Raw genomic sequence first — 15,189 nt, forward strand, 5'->3', positions numbered from 1 at the left:
TCACTGCTCAATTAATCCTACATTGAAATGAGAAATGAAGAAACTAGAATTCAATTCCCAATGGAAACCTGAATCGCCCGTATACCCTGAGTTGGTGTAATTTTTTATAATGTAGGAAGAGTTATCCGCCTCGACTAATATGTTCTGGAATTCGGGAAAATCATGGACCTTCATCCGGTACAATGTATCTCCTTTCCCCTCAAGTATTTTCATGGAGATTATTTTAAACCTAAACCAATTAGGTTTTGGAATTTTTAGTGATCAAGTAAAACCTAGATGATGAAGAAAGTGATCTGGATCTCCTCACTCAAAGGAGGCACTGGTGGAATGCACAGATGAAGACGTGAGAGGTGGTACTAACGGGACGACTAACAGAGCTCTTAGAAAAATGTTTAGCAAAAGGAATTTGAGAGGTCCCTCATGAAGGATCTCATGCAGTCGGTGAGATCGGGGTCATTAACTAGTTCCGAAAGCTTCACACAGATACTCTTCAGGTCAGGAGAGCTAGAAAACTGTTCCAAGGCAGAATCCTTCTCTCCTTTACATGCCAAAGCGGATAACATGAGAAGATATGTGGAAGGGTCAGGAAGAAGGTTCTGAGAAATTCTAAATTCCTCATATGCATCAACATGGTTGCCCTTCTTGAGGAGCGCATTGGCCTTATTGTTGGTAATCTGGGTTGTTGGGGTTGAGGGAGATGGCCATGTCGTGAGAGTGTCCGGACTGAGAAAAATTCTACGAGAAAATATTTGGAGATTATAGAACTTCTGTAGAATCGTGGCGTAATACTTAAGTCGAGAGAAACGGACATCATACCATGAACTCCAAGATTATCCAACCACAATACGTGGTGATGTCCGTTCCCCCGGTAGAGGATATGCCCTTCAGGGATAAAATCCTTTTCCTCCTCATGCCCGTGGTGGAGATGGTTAGGCCGAGGGTGGAGAGGAGGATACCGGGGAGTTTCACCTACTTCAAGTTGCTGGTGGTCATGATAGTGTATTGTTGTTCCCTGAGGGACGCGGTGAACTTGGTGAACACGGACGTGATAGTTAGGCTTTTCGTTGGTGAACGCGTTGGGAAGTCCACCCTGTTCGACTTCGTGGAGAGGTTCGCGAGGGTTAGGAGGGACCTGCTCAGGGAGATAGCGAGCGAACTTGAGGCCAAGTGCAGAACCGTGTATTTACCTTCTAGCGCGCTCTACGAGGGAGTTGAGTGGCTCGTTGACTCCTTCCTCCTGGATTTACCTCCAGGGAAGACCAGCCTGGAGATCATGATGGAGAAGTACAGGCTTGACGCTGTAAACCTTGGGCAAGTGGAGAAGTTGAAGGCCTTCGTGAGGGCTAAGTTGAGGGCCAGGACGAGAAGGAGGTTCCAGGGAAGGTGGACCAAGAAGCGGTCGAGGTCGTACTTCGGGTTAAAGGTCTTCCCGCTCGTCTCGCCCGCCCTCTTCGTCCACGGACTTGAGGTCGAGTTCGCCAACTTCTCGGACGCTAGATGTAGGCTGTCTAGAAGGGGACTTAAGCTTGTGGACAGGGGCTTCAAAGAACGCGGAACCTTCGTCCATCCCCGCGGTCCATGGAAGTACCTTCGCCCCTACGTGGAGCACTTCGGGATCTTCCTTAAGCAGCACTGGAGGCCCTACGCTGAGACCAAGGTTAGAAACGAGGCCTTCATCTACATGATGGCCATAACGTACAACATGGTCCACTTCCTGTCCATTCAGCGCAGGACTCCTCCTCAACTGCGAGCGGTCCAACTCCCCTAACGTCCTGGGACGTGAGGGGTAGTGCTGGATGCTAATGACCTGTTAATATAGAATCGTCGATATAAACTGTATAGAACTATTTAATCCTTTTTCAAGGTGTAAGCTTGAGACAAGTAATTAATTTTATGCTTCTTAGTTAAATAGGCCGAATTTTATGCAATCCGGACACTCTCTCGAGTTCGCGGAGTGCACCGTCTAGGTCGCCCTTCTCGCGGAGCGCAGTGGCCTTATTGTTGTGGTAAGCTGGGTTGTTGGGGTTGAGGGAGATGGCCATGTCGTATTCGGAAATCGCCTGATCGAATTCGCCTTTCAGGTAGTGGGAAAACCCCTTCATGAAATGTGACATGTCCTCGGTATCACGTTCTGGGTTGAGGATGCCCAGCACCTCGAGCACGTTGACCACTCTGCGAGTGTAGGCCACCAGTAAAGATGAAGTCGCGGTTAAGTTTCCTGATAGGTCTTGGTAGTCTATTTTCTTGTTAATGTCTGAAAGCCAACCTGAGACCGCTTCTGCGACCTCTCCCGTGAGTAGCCCGCTCATGTAAAGCGCGGTGAGCCAGTAGAAGGGCCTCTTCTCCAGTCTTGAACTGTCCTGAAGGTATGAATTCACTAGGAAACCTACCACCCTGTAGTATAGGTCCAAGGATTCGCGCCTCAGCTCCTCATATTTCAACTTCTCGGAAAGGAGATCAAATCCGTAACCTGAGTTCGTCCTCCTTAATTTTCTCCTCACCACACTGATCATGACCTGGAACACTAGGAAGTCCACCACGTCCTGAAATGTGGCGAAAGCGTCATATTTAAGGGTCTTTTCGATCTCCTCGCGGATTTTGGGAACCTTGATGTCCATTTGCCTCAGGAGGTCCCTCATCCCGTTCAATCGCCTTACCTCATCCACGAGCTTCGTTATGTCCTGACCTTCAGGGAAATTCTCGCTGGCGATCTCATCGGTGACCTCCCTGTACCAAGAGTGGAGGGAGGCAACTTTATCCTTCACGTCCACAAACCTGGGGAGCCTCGTCCTGGTCATCCTCTGGAACTCCTCCAAGAACTCTTCAGGGAAACCGGGGTAGTGAGAAACTGCATAATACGTGAGCAGGAGGTGAGGACTCCCATTCTCCCCTGCCTCTACCCCCGTTTCCAGCCTGAGTATCTCGGCCAGCAGGGAGCTGATTCCCCTGGGCAGTCCCCTGAGCACTTGATTTACGTCAAGGTTGGAAACCAGTTTCTCCGTCACCAGTTTCGCCGCCTCCACGGCGTAGAGGGAAAGCCCCTCCGCCCTATCGGTTATGGCCTGGGAAATGGTGTCTAGCTCCTGATCTAAGAACCCACTTAGTTTGCCCTCTTTCATTCTCCTCTCCATCTCATGTTCCAGGGATCTCCTGGCTATCTCCTTCACGACCTCCCTGGAGTAATTCACCCTCATTATGTCGAACCTGTCGTCCTCCCTGAGCCTCTCGAGGAGATCCTTGAGGTAACCCTCCCTCACTGCGACCACTATCCTGGAGAGGGGAGGAGGACTGCCCTCATACTTCAGAATGCGATCCAACAGATTTACGTTCTCCTCCCTGGTCAAGTCCACAATCGCGTAGGAATCGGTAAGCTCCACGAAGTCCACAGGACTGAACTGGCTCACGTCCCTTATCCAGTAGAGGTCGCGTCCCTGGAGGAGTTTCCTTCCCACAAGATAAAGCAGTGTAGTCTTCCCGGAGCCCGGCTCGCCCACGAGAAGAACGAACTTTCCTGATGCCTGAGAGATTACACGGTTCACCAGATCATCCACCTCCCTGTCCTCCTTACTGTTGCCCAGGCCCACAATCCTCTCGGGTTCCCTCAAGTTCACAAGTTCTCTCCTGAGTTCCATCTCGTTCCTTATCCTCCCAGTGCCCCTGGAAAGTATCTCTTCCCTGAGCTTCTTGAGGTCGTTCTCCAGCTTCGTAACCATATCCTGCAATTTCCTGAGCTCGGCCTCCAGCCTTTCCCATTGACCCAAAATCTGATTTAGGGAAGTGTAGGCCTCATCGGCTCCCATTCCGAGCTCATAGGCCACCTTGGCCGCGATCAACCTCTTGAGCTCCTCGTTCAGCTTACTCCAGTTCTTCGAAAGCTCGACCATGGAAGCCCAACTCATCTCATCCCTTTCCGCGAAGTGAAGGAGCAAAACTATTGCGACGCTCGCTGCAGTGGCTACTAGACCTAAGGAAGGAAGAAGTATGGAACTAATTTCTCCCAGCACTTCCCGGTTTCCAAGCATCCCTCTGGTAAGGGCGATAAGTGTGTTAACGATCCCTCCCCTCACCTCCTCCCATTCGGGAAGATCCAGCATGACATGCACCCTAGAAAATATCTCCATCTGTTCATCAAATTCGTGAGGTTGAAGAAGAAGTATCCCAGGGGGCACGAAACTGGCCCCCAGCCAGCTAAGTTTCTTCCTCAGGGCCTTATCATTTCTTATCCTCTTCAAGTTCCTCTTGGCCACTTCGTCCTCGAGTTCCATCACCAGGGGGTCCTCCAAGGGTATTCTATAGACGTAAATATACCCCTTTTTCTTCATGGTCCTTAGATGTTCCAGTACGGGCTCTAGAACCAGAAAGTCTTTCCTGAATGTGCGGGTGAGATAAGATATCTCCCTCTCCTTTAACCCAACCTTACTTAATTCGCTCTCAACTCCCCATCCCACCTTGGCTAGAAATCCTCTAACCCGCTTCCCCATCGCCTCCAGAATGTTTGGTACTTCATCCTTGTTTTTGTCCAGGAGATAGGCCCAGAATCTCAGTGAAGAAATTTGCGCCCGCCAATTCGCTATCCTTCAGGTATTTATCCTTCAGGAAGTCCTTTCCACCCCTGGGGGGACCCACTATAATTACGCATTTTTCCCTGGATTCCCTCATCAGGCTCTTTATATCCCCCACAACCTGCTGGTTGAATCTGGAGAAGAGGTCCATCTGGGGAGGGGAAGTGGATGACATCATGCTAATATAATTATATAGAGATTATATAAAAACTTATAATATAGAGAACCTTGATTTGATGTGAACTAAACTTAAATTTACACCCTTGATGACGTAGTGTGTCCGCAAGCAAGCTTGGTCAGTTCTTAATTCATTCTTTAATTCTTGATGTTCTTGAAGTGACTCTAAACTCTCGAAATAAGTTCTCATCAAGGCTTCCATTGTGAATGATGACGCAATCTACGCGATATGATCATTTTATATATCTATAGCTCTGGGATTAATACCTTTTAAGAAGATGATGTAGTACCATACTCAGGATTTAACAGGATATACCAAGTCCTAAAGTTAACATGCATTATGTTTCACAATTTACTTAGAAGACGATCATGAAGCCGTTGGGAGGTGCTAGCCTAGAGGAGGACTGGGTCTGCCCGAGTCTCCAAAGGTTAGGCTCATGGAGGAGGAGATCCGTGAGATATAGGTTCTCTAAGGTTAAACGTTGGTGTCAAGGGTATGAGGGCGGGAAAGGAGCCACGCATGGAGCCCTCAGAGACTGCCACATGATAGCATAAACCGTGAAAAGGGCATACTTGGTAAAGTTACTCAACGATTAAAGGGATCGGCAGTAAGTTCAGAGACCTAGCCTGGGACGCAGTCGATGATCAATTTCCACAGGGCCAGTGACTATCGCTACAGGAACAGAAACTATCACTTCCCAAGCTCCTTCCAAACCTAGGCCGTTATCTTGGCAATGTTGTAAAAGAGTCTTACCATTGTTCAACTTAATGCTTGCAAAGTTAGGGTTGACGATCCCCTGATATTTAATGCCGTATACTAGTGTAGAAATTGGAACTCCTCCCACACGATATTTAGGTTCATATGGCAAGGCGAGTTTACACTGAGCTACAGTAGGGTCATCTGTGTATAGTGTGGTCCAATATGTTCCATATCTATCTATGGAAAATACAAATTTTCTTTTTCTAATATAGTGTGTGGATTTTCTGAAAACCAGGCCTTATCTATCGAGACAGCACGGCTCATCCAAGCCCTATCCTGACGTGATTCATTCAAATACTCCACACACTATTTCTAATAAATCCGTATTCATTACCATTAGGAATGTACCTATATAAATAGAACTTTGTATCCAGTTCTTTAATATCCTTAAACCATTTCTTACCGTGAGTATTAATAAAAGTATCAAAAATACCCGAGCGTACCCAGTAATCATGGTCCGGGATGAGCGACAATCTCTTCACCTGAAATTGGGCAGATAATACTTTTTGCTTTCACTGATAGTACTATACATGCCCAGGAAAGCTTCTATTACGCTCCTTTCCGTTAATCCTATCTTTCCTAATATCCTGTCAAGTATCTCCTGTACTACCGGCTCTCGTACATCTAGAGTTTTTACCAGTTTGATGACCTCTAGATTTTCAATTTTACCTTCAATCATTTTCCATGTATAGATCACTTCCTGGGCCGTAAAAGTGTTAGCATCAGTAAACGAAATACCTTCCAGATTTAGCGATACGTGCTTAAGGTCCCCAGATGATTTCTCGTTACCCGATCTCTCCTTGGTCACAAATCTAACCACGACGCTGAGCGTGTCCCATGGGAATATTTCCGTTTGTATCTCGGAAAGTTCCATACTGAGGACCTCGTTATTATTGAGCTCATCTATGTTATCAAATCCCATGTGAGCACATCCATTTCTAGCTCCCACTATTTCAGCGCACCTTTGGTTGAGTCCCCTTTCTACACATGCTTTAATGGCGCGTTTTCTAAAGTCTACGCAGAGGGACAAATCCTTCAGTTTACTGGCAAATATTTCGGTTCCCCTGGCTATGGCGTCTAAAATGGGTCCTCTACCAGGATCTTGGTAGATGTCCCAGAAGTCCTCACCATACTTGTACATCACTTTAACCTAGATATATTCAGCTTTTCACGATATAAGGATATTGATAATATAAATGTGATTGTAATCGGAAAGTTATCAATCTAGTTTTATGTAATTATGTAAAATCACTGGTTGTATATGAATGATACATGGAGATCACCAGAAAGATGAGGTGTGACATTTTGGTTAAAGTATAGTGCCAACAGGTTCGTATGACTCACCCTTGAGGAGAAGCGGATCACGAAGTTGAGGAGGGTGAGGGGACCTGGGAATGTCGGGATTGCCGTTACTCTTTGAAATGGAGTACCCATAATCCCGGTCTATTATCCTCTCTCCAGTTTTTCCCTCATGGACCGGTCCAGGATTCTCCTGAGCAACTCCACTTCCGTGATGGAGAGCGGGAGAGGTTGTTTAAAAATCTGTCAAATGCCATTTGACAGTTCTACGTATAACTGTCAAATAGAGTTTGACAGTCCTGATGTGATGGGAGCATGAGAGCACAGAACCGGATTTCTGTAACTGAAAATAATGAAATCATGTTGATGAGTTTGGATAAATTCATCATATGGCGTTGTGGTTTTCCACTGAACTACCTGGACCTTAAATTATGAGGACCATTGGTCCTTCAACTGGATAGGGTAAGATGATGGGATAACCTTGATGGTGTTGTGAAGTGACTATTCTAGTGAACTGAAGCACCTTTATGGATGGACTTCCTGGTACCAACCTCATCCTACTGTAAGGTTCATGTCAAATGGAATCCCATCTTCAACGCCCCGAGTGGGAGGATGCATTGGTCTCCGTAAGTCTCACTAGGTTCCCCTGGGTGGCTATCCCACGTGACTACACAATGAGTTTTACAGCCACAATGACTCTATACGTATTACGTTTAGAATCAATATAAGACTAACCCAACCTTCGGATGAGACTTTAACTCCTTAGCTTCAAGATTCTACATACTCCGGGAAAAAGATACCTGATGACGGGGATGTAACTTTGTCTCCTACACCAGGTTTTTTAATATCATTATGCATTGAAAGTTAAATGGAACCATCCATTTACGTCAGAGCAAACGCCAGACTGGGAGAGGGACCTCTATGGGATCCCAGGAATGGAACACTCTACTGGGTGGACATTGAAGGAGGGAAATTACACGTAACCAGGGAGGGTAAGGACAGGACCATCGATGCTCCAAGCATGATCTCGGCGCTGGGCCTCACGGAAGATCCCGATACGCTCATAGCCTCTGCGGGACTAACCCTGTACAGGTACTCCCACACTTTCACCCCCATCTCCAGCATCAAGGGGGAAGGCGTGAGATTCAACGACGGTAAGTGCGGACCTGAAGGGGAGTTCTGGGTTGGAACCATGGACCTAAAGGAGGAAAGGGACGTGGGAACACTCTACAGGTTCAACGGTGACTTCACTCCCCTTGTTGATCACCTCATAATCTCCAATGGGATGGACTGGTTCAGGAACGTATATTACCTTGTGGACAGTCCGAGGAAGAGGGTTTACGCCTTCAGGGTGAGGGGAGATGAGCTGGAGAGTCTAGGGGCCGCAGTGGAAACCTCAGATTACCCGGGGGTCCCTGACGGGATGGTTGTGGACTCCTCGGGACTCATCTGGGTTGCCCACTACGGAGGGGGACTCATCACGGTTTGGGAGGCGTTCTCCAGGAGGCCAGTCTTGGAGATCAGGACACCTGTAAAGATCGTGACGTCCCTCACCTTTGGGGGTCCTGATCTCAATCAACTTTTCATCACCTCCTCCTCCAGGGCAGGGGAGGATCTTGGGGGTTCGGTGTTCGTCATGGACACGGACTACAGGGGACGCGAGCCCTTCATCTGCAGGGATTTCTCACGGTGAATTCATGGACCTCAGGATCCCCCTAGTGGCGCTGATGGGAACTGTAGTTTCCTGGTACTCCTTCTTCTCCGTGGGAATACTCTCCGCGTCCCAATCCCCCTTCCATTCCCTTATTCTCTCGGCTCTCTTCTACTTCTCTGCGTTCGTTGGTAGGCCTATGGGGGCTTACCTCCTCGGGAGGCTGGGGGATGAACTGGGTAAGAGGTTCTCGCTCTCCCTTGTGTTCCTGTTCCTCTTCGTGGGGGACCTCCTGATTTCCTTGAGATCGCCCCTCCTCATAATTTCGCCAATACTCATTGGCCTCGCCCTGGGCGGTGAGTGGGGAAACGCGTCCGTACTTGTTGCGGAAAGCGCGGAGAGCATGAGGGGTGGATGGACCAGCGTGGTGCAGTTATCCGTTCCCCTGGGTCTGCTCCTCTCGCTCACCGTGATACTCTCCCCACTATCCCTGCTGGTTCCCTCCCTTATCTCAGCGTTTCTGATTCCCGCGATACTGCGCTTACCGGAGCCCAGGGGAAGATTGACGGGAGCCCAGCTAAGCGGTATCAGGTCCTTGATGAAGGGAATCATGATCAAGGCAGGGGAGAGCTCCAACTTCTACCTTTTCACTTCCTTCTCCATTCCGTTCCTGGTGAAGGCCGGATTGGACCTGGGTACCCTCCCCGTGCTTCTGGTGTCGGTCGAGGAGATTTTCCTGATGATACCCATGGGAATAGCTTCTGACCTCATGGGAAGAGGGAAGGTGATAAGGACTGGAATGTTGCTAATGCTGATCTCCTCAGGGCTGTTGAGCGTCTCGGTCCTGGTGAGGAGCCCGGTCCTAGTTTTCGCCTCCTTCCTTCTCTTCGGCGTTGGGGATACCCTGAGCTATGCCCCGCAGGGGGCCTACCTTTCCGAACTTTACAGGGCTGAGGAGAGGGTGATGATGACTGGGCTGGCCTATCAACTCTCTGCCGTCCTGGCGGGAGGAACCTCGATCCTCCTCACGTCCATCTCGCTCTCATTTCTGGGGGAGAGAGGAGGCCTGCTGGCGATACCCCTTCTGTCGTTGATGTATGTAACCATGTCAGTGCTCTCAGTGTAGGACGGTGAAAAGGGTTAATAATGACAATTCACACTTTTACCCATGAAATGGAGACTCCTTTTCCTTCTCCTGAGACTCTTGAGAATATTCAGAAAAAGGTAGAGTAGAGCTTATTTTTACTACTCTACGAAGCAATGATTTTTTACCCTCCTTCACACTACTTATCACATGGAGATCCTTTTACGTGAACTGGGTAAGCAGTTGAATGACCTGACCAAGGAATTTTATGAGAAGGTACTTCCCCCAGTGGACGTGTATGAGCAGGGGAATACTCTCGTCGTGATCGTGGATATGCCCGGTTTCGACAAGTCCAGCATTAACATAAGGCTATCCTCCGACGGAATCCTGAGGGTGGAGGGAAAGAGGGACGTGGAGCAGGCAGGGATAAAACACGTGGCGCAGAGACCCTCGAGGATCATGAGGGAGATCAAGCTACCCGTGAAGGTTCCAAAGGACGCGGAGGTAACGGGAAAGTACGAGAATGGGGTTCTCACGCTCAAGATCCCCATAGAGGGGGCAGCTAAGGTAAAGATAGAGTAACCGTTATTCCAAGAAGGGCTATCAGTATGGATACCACATCGCCCAGGAAAAAGTAGGCAGGGATGGAGGCAGCCACCACCGGTATGCCAATCCATTTCCTCTCCCTTCTTTTGGGCAGGGTTGGTTGCTTCAGCATTCTCTCCTTTATCCCCGCGGAGAAGTAATTGACGTAATCCATGACCTCATCCACGAGCGCCATCCGCATTAACCCCTCCTCCTCCACTAGCCTTACCAGGTTGGGCAGAAAATCGAATTCCGGATCAATCATTCTGCACGTACCCTCCAGAACGGAGGACATCCTGAAATACAGGGCTATCTTCTCCGGTAACCTGAGGGGGAACTTGAAGAATGCCTCGCTTGCGAGCCTGTTAAACTCCTCAAGCTCCAACTGGTCCACCGGAACACCCTTCATCTCCCTTATCATCAAGTCGAACCCCTTGGCCAGAACCTTTCGATCAGCGTAGGGCTGAACTGCGCCCAGCTGATCCAGAACGTTCACCAGCATCAGGGGGTCGCCCCTGCTTATGGTCACGTACATGCGGATCAGCTTCACCCTGGTCTCCCTGTCAATGTAACCTGCCATCCCGAAGTCGTAAAGTATTATGTTCCCGTCCTCATCCACGGAGATGTTTCCGGGGTGCGGGTCAGCGTGAAAATACTCCCCCTTCAGTACTGGGTAAACGAACACCTTGAACACCCTCCAGGCTAGACCCTTTCTATCAAACCTGTTCAGGGCTTCCTGTGAAGTGATCTTCATACCGGGGATGTACTCCATGACCAAGACGTGCTTTGTTGCCTTTATGGTGGTGGGGATCCTGACCCTGAATCCCTCAAGCTCCTCCCTCAACTTCTCGGTGTAGAAGGCCTCCCTCTCGTAGTTAAGCTCCTCAAATATCCTGGAGGAGAACTGCCTGAAGATGAGCTTGAGAGTCTCCACCAGGCTGGAGTCCAAGATCAGCCTGGTCAGGGGAAGGAATCTCCTCATCACTGAGATGTCAGCCTTCAGGATATCCTCAACTCCAGGCCTGTTCACCTTGATGGCTATCTCCTTCCCGTCCTTGCTTATCCCCCTGTGAACCTGTCCCAGACTGGCTGCAGCCAGGGGAGTGGGATCAACTTCCCTGATCACGTCTCCAGCCTCCCTGAAGATCATTTCCTTAACCTGCTCAAAGGGCGCTGGAGGTACCTCGTCCTGAAGCCTCTGTAACTCCCTCATGTACTCCTGGGGGAGGACATCAGCGCGCACGGAGAGAACCTGGCCCAGCTTGATGAAGGTGGGGCCTAACTCTATCATGGTATCCACAAACTTCCTGGCCTCCTCCTCTAGCTCCTCTCTGGGAATGGTCTCGCCTTTCAGTATCCTCCTCCTGAAATCCCTGTACCTCAAGAGCCTGGGCGTCATCTTTCGTAGAATGGTGAAGGTCCTGGAGATAGACACATGTAGATGATTCCATGTTACAATAAAATCTTTATACGATGGGACCTGGCCCAAGCCTGTGACCGCCAATCCTTCACTAGCCCAATTCAGGAGTATCGCGCAAAACTGCACCAGGAAGGGCAGGTTTTTATTTAAGATCCCCATCTATTTCCCATGGAAGTTATAGTTCCCATTCTCACACCCTTCAACCCCGATGGTACCATTAACAGAGAGGCCTTGAAGACCCACGCCCATAACCTCCTAGAGAAGGGGATTGACCTGATCTTCCTGAATGGTACCACTGGACTGGGACCTGCACTTTCCAAGGAGGAAAAGAAAGAAGCCCTGAAAACCCTCTCGGACATCACTGACAGAATCATATTCCAGGTTGGAGAGCTCAACCTGAACCACGTGCTGGAACTGGTGAAGTTCTCATCCGATTACGGAGTGAGGGGAATAGCCTCATACTCCCCCTACTATTTTCCAAGGCTTCCGGAGAAGTGGTTGATCAAGTATTTTCAGACCATTGTCTCCCATTCCTCTCACCCCGTCTACCTTTACAATTACCCGCTGGCCACAGGTTATGACATCTCGGCAGAACTTCTCTCCAGGTCTGGACTTGAATTGGCAGGGGTTAAGGATACTAACCAGGACCTCTCCCACTCCATGAAGTTCAAGTCCACCTTCCCCAAGATGAAGGTGTATAACGGCTCTGATACCCTCGCATTCTATTCCCTCGTTTCGCTTGACGGAACGGTTGCGTCCATGGCCAACTGCCTTCCCACCCTCTTCGTTGAGATGAAGAGGGCCATTTCACAGGGAGACTTGAGGAAGGCCCTGATTCATCAGAGGTTAATAAGCTCCATGGTGGAAATGGCCAGGAAATATGGTCAGTTGGGAGCCCTTTACGTCCTAACGGAGATCACTCAGGGATACTCGGTTGGTAAACCTAGACCTCCCATATTTCCACTTGATGAGGGAGAGGAAAAGGAGCTCAGGAAAGAAGTGGAGAACTTCCTCAAGGGCCTCGGTGTTACAGCTTGAAGACCATGGTAACTTTGGGCGAGATTCTCATAGAGCTCAACGCAGTGACGTCAGGACCTCTCAGGCACGTGAACTACTTCGAAAAGCACGTTGCGGGGAGCGAAGCCAACTACTGCGTGGCCTTCATCAGGCTTGGAAATGGTTGCACCTATATTGGAAGGGTTGGACGCGATGAGTTCGGTTACAACGCCATTGAATGGCTGAGAGGGAAGGGGGTCAACGTTGAGCACGTCAAGCTTGACGAGAATCCCACGGGTTTATTTTTCATTCAGAGGAATTACCCTGTACCACTTCACAGTGAGTCCATCTATTACAGGAAGGGGAGCGCAGGAAGTAAGCTCTCGCCAGAGGACGTGAAGGAGGATGTGGTGAGAGGAGCCGACCTCGTTCATTCCACCGGAATAACCCTAGCTATCTCAAACTCTGCCAGAGATGCCGTGTTCAAGGCATTCTCGCTCAATGAGAGAAGGTCATTCGACACCAACATAAGGCTAAAACTCTGGACTCCCGAGGAGGCAAGGAGCGCGATCATGAAGCTTCTAAGAGATTACCCGGTGAAGTACCTTATCACTGACGTGGACGACTCCAGGATTCTTGTGGGAGAGACTGATCCGGATAGGGCCTCCACTCTCCTGAAGGAATACGCAGAGGTTATCATCATGAAGCAGGGACCCAGGGGAGCTTCCCTTTATCACGATGGGGGCAGGTACTTCTCCCCGGGCTATTCCGTCCCCGTGGAGGACGTGACTGGGGCAGGGGATGCATTAGGAGGAACTTTCCTCTCCCTGGTTGCCTCAGGGTTCTCCTTGGAGAAGGCCCTGGATTACGCCATCGTAAGTTCAACGCTCAACGTAATGATAAGAGGCGATCAGGAGAACCTTCCCGGTCTACCCGAAATAGAGACCTTCCTTAGGGAAATGGATAAAAAGTAAAGCATGCATTCTATTTATGAACCTTAAGGAATTATCCCCGGAATTCAAGGAGATAACAGGGCTGGAGTCGAACACTCAGGTCTTTAAGACATATCTCGCAGGAGACTGGATTTCCACAAAGGAACTGGAGGAGGTCGTGTCCCCCATAGATCTCACAACCTTTGCCAAAGTTCCAAGACTCCCCTACGAGATGGTGGACAGCACCCTTTCCAGGATATCAGAGAAGGGAAAGTGGGAAATCCGTGACCTTCCAGGAGAGAAAAGGCTGAGAATATTCCACGAGATGGCTTCCCTCTTGGACAAGTTCAGAAATGATCTGGTTGAAGTCCTCGTGATAGGTAACGGTAAAACCAGGGCAGCGGCAAACGGTGAGGTGAACGCGTCCATTGAAAGACTGATCAGGGCAGACCTAGACGTGAGGAAACTTTACGGAGAGTACGTGCCAGGGGACTGGAGCAGTGAGAGCCTGGAGACTGAGGCCATAGTGAGGAGGGAACCCCTGGGTGTGGTTCTTGCCATCACTCCCTTCAACTATCCTCTGTTTGATGTGGTGAACAAATTCGTCTACTCCACGGTGGCAGGCAACGCTATCCTCATCAAACCGGCAAGCAAAACTCCTGTCCCTGCCATCCTTTTCGCCAGAATTGCGGAACTGGCCGGATTTCCCAAACATGCCCTAGGAGTTTTAACCATCCCCGGAAAGGATATGGACAGGGTCGTGTCAGATAAGAGAATCGGGGTAATCTCCTTCACCGGAAGCACTGAGACAGGGGAGAGGGTAATCAGGGCAGGTGGAGTGAAGCAGTACGTAATGGAACTGGGAGGAGGGGACTCAGCCATAGTCCTGGATGACGCTGATCCCATCTCTACCGGGCAGAAACTTGTTACTTCAATTACCTCATACAGCGGACAGAGATGCGACTCCATAAAGTTCATCTTCTCTGAGCCCGGAGTGTACGAGAAGCTGAGGCAAACATTGTTGGAGGAACTGGCAAAGATCAAGGTGGGAGATCCCAGGGAGGACGTTAACATGGGGCCCATCATTGATAAGGGAACGGTGGATGAACTGGAGTTCTCAGTGAAGGATGCGCAAGAGAAGGGAGCGAAAATCATCTTCGGGGGTAAAAGGGTGAAGGAAAACTACGTAGAGCCCACCCTGATAGAGGCCTCAAAGGAGGTGGTAAAGAGCCTATACCTCTATCAGAAGGAGGTTTTCCTCTCGGTTGCAGTCCTGGTCAAGGTCAACAACGTGGATGAGGCCATCTCCCTGAGCAACTCAAGGAGATATGGCCTCGATGCCTCGGTGTTCGGAGAGGACATCAACAAGATCAGGAAGGCCATAAGACTGCTTGAAGTGGGGGCCGTTTACATCAACGACTTTCCAAGGCACGGGATAGGGTACTTCCCCTTTGGTGGGAGAAAGGACTCGGGACTGGGAAGGGAAGGGATAGGGTACACCATAGAGCATGTGACGGCCTACAAAACTGTAGTCTATAACTACAAGGGAAAGGGCGTATGGGAGTACATGTGAGAAACCCGGTTAGGTTCGCTCTCTTCCCGTTAAAGTTTCCTTAAATGCACACCATGATTCCACGGGAGTGATCCAACCGCACCTTCAGTCCCGTTGGAATATCCCCCAATTTTCAACAATGATTCCATCATCCTTTATTTATTAACTAAG

The 15,189-nt window shown here is 49.4% G+C and carries 13 protein-coding genes; 8 read left to right on the forward strand and 5 right to left on the reverse strand.

Translation table 11 applies throughout. The features are described 5' to 3' along the window. Window positions 1-213, reverse strand: coding sequence for a hypothetical protein (locus tag QVC96_RS10785; protein WP_287689243.1), 213 nt, complete (start codon window positions 211-213; stop codon window positions 1-3). Between the two features lie 207 nt (window positions 214-420). On the opposite strand from QVC96_RS10785, the gene QVC96_RS10790 reads away from it, so the two are divergent. Continuing rightward, window positions 421-600, forward strand: a complete 180-nt coding sequence (locus tag QVC96_RS10790; protein ID WP_238027334.1) for a hypothetical protein — start codon at window positions 421-423, stop codon at window positions 598-600. Between the two features lie 217 nt (window positions 601-817). Then, window positions 818-1,768: an IS5/IS1182 family transposase gene (locus QVC96_RS10795; protein WP_287689244.1), complete on the forward strand. Its 951-nt coding sequence runs from the start codon at window positions 818-820 to the stop codon at window positions 1,766-1,768. 136 nt (window positions 1,769-1,904) lie between these two features. On the opposite strand, the gene QVC96_RS10800 is transcribed toward QVC96_RS10795, so the two are convergent. The 3 genes from QVC96_RS10800 to QVC96_RS10810 all read right to left on the reverse strand — a co-directional run bounded on the left by QVC96_RS10800 (window position 1,905) and on the right by QVC96_RS10810 (window position 6,640). Next, the gene (locus QVC96_RS10800; RefSeq protein WP_287689245.1) at window positions 1,905-4,481 is read right to left on the reverse strand and encodes a tetratricopeptide repeat protein; all 2,577 of its coding nucleotides are present in this window, start codon (window positions 4,479-4,481) and stop codon (window positions 1,905-1,907) included. 22 nt (window positions 4,482-4,503) lie between these two features. Continuing rightward, window positions 4,504-4,740 carry a hypothetical protein gene (locus tag QVC96_RS10805; protein ID WP_287689246.1) on the reverse strand — a complete coding sequence of 79 codons (237 nt, stop codon included), beginning with the start codon at window positions 4,738-4,740 and terminating at the stop codon, window positions 4,504-4,506. A gap of 1,237 nt (window positions 4,741-5,977) precedes the next feature. Next, window positions 5,978-6,640, reverse strand: coding sequence for a hypothetical protein (locus tag QVC96_RS10810; protein WP_287689247.1), 663 nt, complete (start codon window positions 6,638-6,640; stop codon window positions 5,978-5,980). A gap of 1,026 nt (window positions 6,641-7,666) precedes the next feature. Between QVC96_RS10810 and QVC96_RS10815 the strand changes: the two genes are divergently transcribed. The 3 genes from QVC96_RS10815 (at window position 7,667) to hsp14 (ending at window position 10,115) form a co-directional block, all read left to right on the forward strand. Beyond that, the gene (locus tag QVC96_RS10815; RefSeq protein ID WP_287689248.1) at window positions 7,667-8,491 is read left to right on the forward strand and encodes an SMP-30/gluconolactonase/LRE family protein; all 825 of its coding nucleotides are present in this window, start codon (window positions 7,667-7,669) and stop codon (window positions 8,489-8,491) included. 4 nt (window positions 8,492-8,495) lie between these two features. Beyond that, on the forward strand, window positions 8,496-9,575 hold the full coding sequence (locus QVC96_RS10820; RefSeq protein ID WP_287689249.1) for an MFS transporter: 1,080 nt from the start codon (window positions 8,496-8,498) through the stop codon (window positions 9,573-9,575). A gap of 168 nt (window positions 9,576-9,743) precedes the next feature. Then, window positions 9,744-10,115 carry an archaeal heat shock protein Hsp14 gene (gene hsp14, locus QVC96_RS10825; RefSeq protein ID WP_238026995.1) on the forward strand — a complete coding sequence of 124 codons (372 nt, stop codon included), beginning with the start codon at window positions 9,744-9,746 and terminating at the stop codon, window positions 10,113-10,115. Here hsp14 and QVC96_RS10830 read toward each other — a convergent pair. Next, window positions 10,096-11,553, reverse strand: coding sequence for an AarF/UbiB family protein (locus tag QVC96_RS10830; protein WP_287689250.1), 1,458 nt, complete (start codon window positions 11,551-11,553; stop codon window positions 10,096-10,098). The two genes, hsp14 and QVC96_RS10830, sit on opposite strands and share 20 nt — an antisense overlap. Window positions 11,554-11,706: 153 nt before the next feature. On the opposite strand from QVC96_RS10830, the gene QVC96_RS10835 reads away from it, so the two are divergent. The 3 genes from QVC96_RS10835 to gapN are packed head-to-tail and all read left to right on the forward strand — an operon-like array spanning window position 11,707 to window position 15,039. Further along, window positions 11,707-12,576, forward strand: a complete 870-nt coding sequence (locus QVC96_RS10835; RefSeq protein ID WP_287689251.1) for a bifunctional 2-dehydro-3-deoxy-phosphogluconate/2-dehydro-3-deoxy-6-phosphogalactonate aldolase — start codon at window positions 11,707-11,709, stop codon at window positions 12,574-12,576. A gap of 5 nt (window positions 12,577-12,581) precedes the next feature. Then, window positions 12,582-13,508, forward strand: a complete 927-nt coding sequence (gene kdgK, locus QVC96_RS10840; RefSeq protein ID WP_287690480.1) for a bifunctional 2-dehydro-3-deoxygluconokinase/2-dehydro-3-deoxygalactonokinase — start codon at window positions 12,582-12,584, stop codon at window positions 13,506-13,508. Between the two features lie 16 nt (window positions 13,509-13,524). Then, entirely contained in the window at window positions 13,525-15,039 is a 1,515-nt protein-coding gene (gene gapN, locus QVC96_RS10845) for an NADP-dependent glyceraldehyde-3-phosphate dehydrogenase (protein WP_287689252.1), read from the forward strand. Window positions 15,040-15,189: the final 150 nt, after the last annotated feature.

The sequence above is a fragment of the Metallosphaera javensis (ex Sakai et al. 2022) genome (genome assembly GCA_021654415.1).
Lineage (GTDB): Archaea > Thermoproteota > Thermoprotei_A > Sulfolobales > Sulfolobaceae > Metallosphaera > Metallosphaera javensis.

Excerpts from the sequence above, each read along its gene's own strand:
- QVC96_RS10785 (WP_287689243.1), bottom strand. The coding sequence starts at position 213 with ATGAAAATACTTGAGGGGAAAGGAGATACATTGTACCGGATGAAGGTC.
- QVC96_RS10790 (WP_238027334.1), top strand. The coding sequence starts at position 421 with ATGAAGGATCTCATGCAGTCGGTGAGATCGGGGTCATTAACTAGTTCC.
- QVC96_RS10795 (WP_287689244.1), top strand. The coding sequence starts at position 818 with ATGAACTCCAAGATTATCCAACCACAATACGTGGTGATGTCCGTTCCC.
- QVC96_RS10800 (WP_287689245.1), bottom strand. The coding sequence starts at position 4,481 with ATGGGGAAGCGGGTTAGAGGATTTCTAGCCAAGGTGGGATGGGGAGTT.
- QVC96_RS10805 (WP_287689246.1), bottom strand. The coding sequence starts at position 4,740 with ATGATGTCATCCACTTCCCCTCCCCAGATGGACCTCTTCTCCAGATTC.
- QVC96_RS10810 (WP_287689247.1), bottom strand. The coding sequence starts at position 6,640 with ATGTACAAGTATGGTGAGGACTTCTGGGACATCTACCAAGATCCTGGT.
- QVC96_RS10815 (WP_287689248.1), top strand. The coding sequence starts at position 7,667 with ATGGAACCATCCATTTACGTCAGAGCAAACGCCAGACTGGGAGAGGGA.
- QVC96_RS10820 (WP_287689249.1), top strand. The coding sequence starts at position 8,496 with ATGGACCTCAGGATCCCCCTAGTGGCGCTGATGGGAACTGTAGTTTCC.
- hsp14 (WP_238026995.1), top strand. The coding sequence starts at position 9,744 with ATGGAGATCCTTTTACGTGAACTGGGTAAGCAGTTGAATGACCTGACC.
- QVC96_RS10835 (WP_287689251.1), top strand. The coding sequence starts at position 11,707 with ATGGAAGTTATAGTTCCCATTCTCACACCCTTCAACCCCGATGGTACC.
- kdgK (WP_287690480.1), top strand. The coding sequence starts at position 12,582 with ATGGTAACTTTGGGCGAGATTCTCATAGAGCTCAACGCAGTGACGTCA.
- gapN (WP_287689252.1), top strand. The coding sequence starts at position 13,525 with ATGAACCTTAAGGAATTATCCCCGGAATTCAAGGAGATAACAGGGCTG.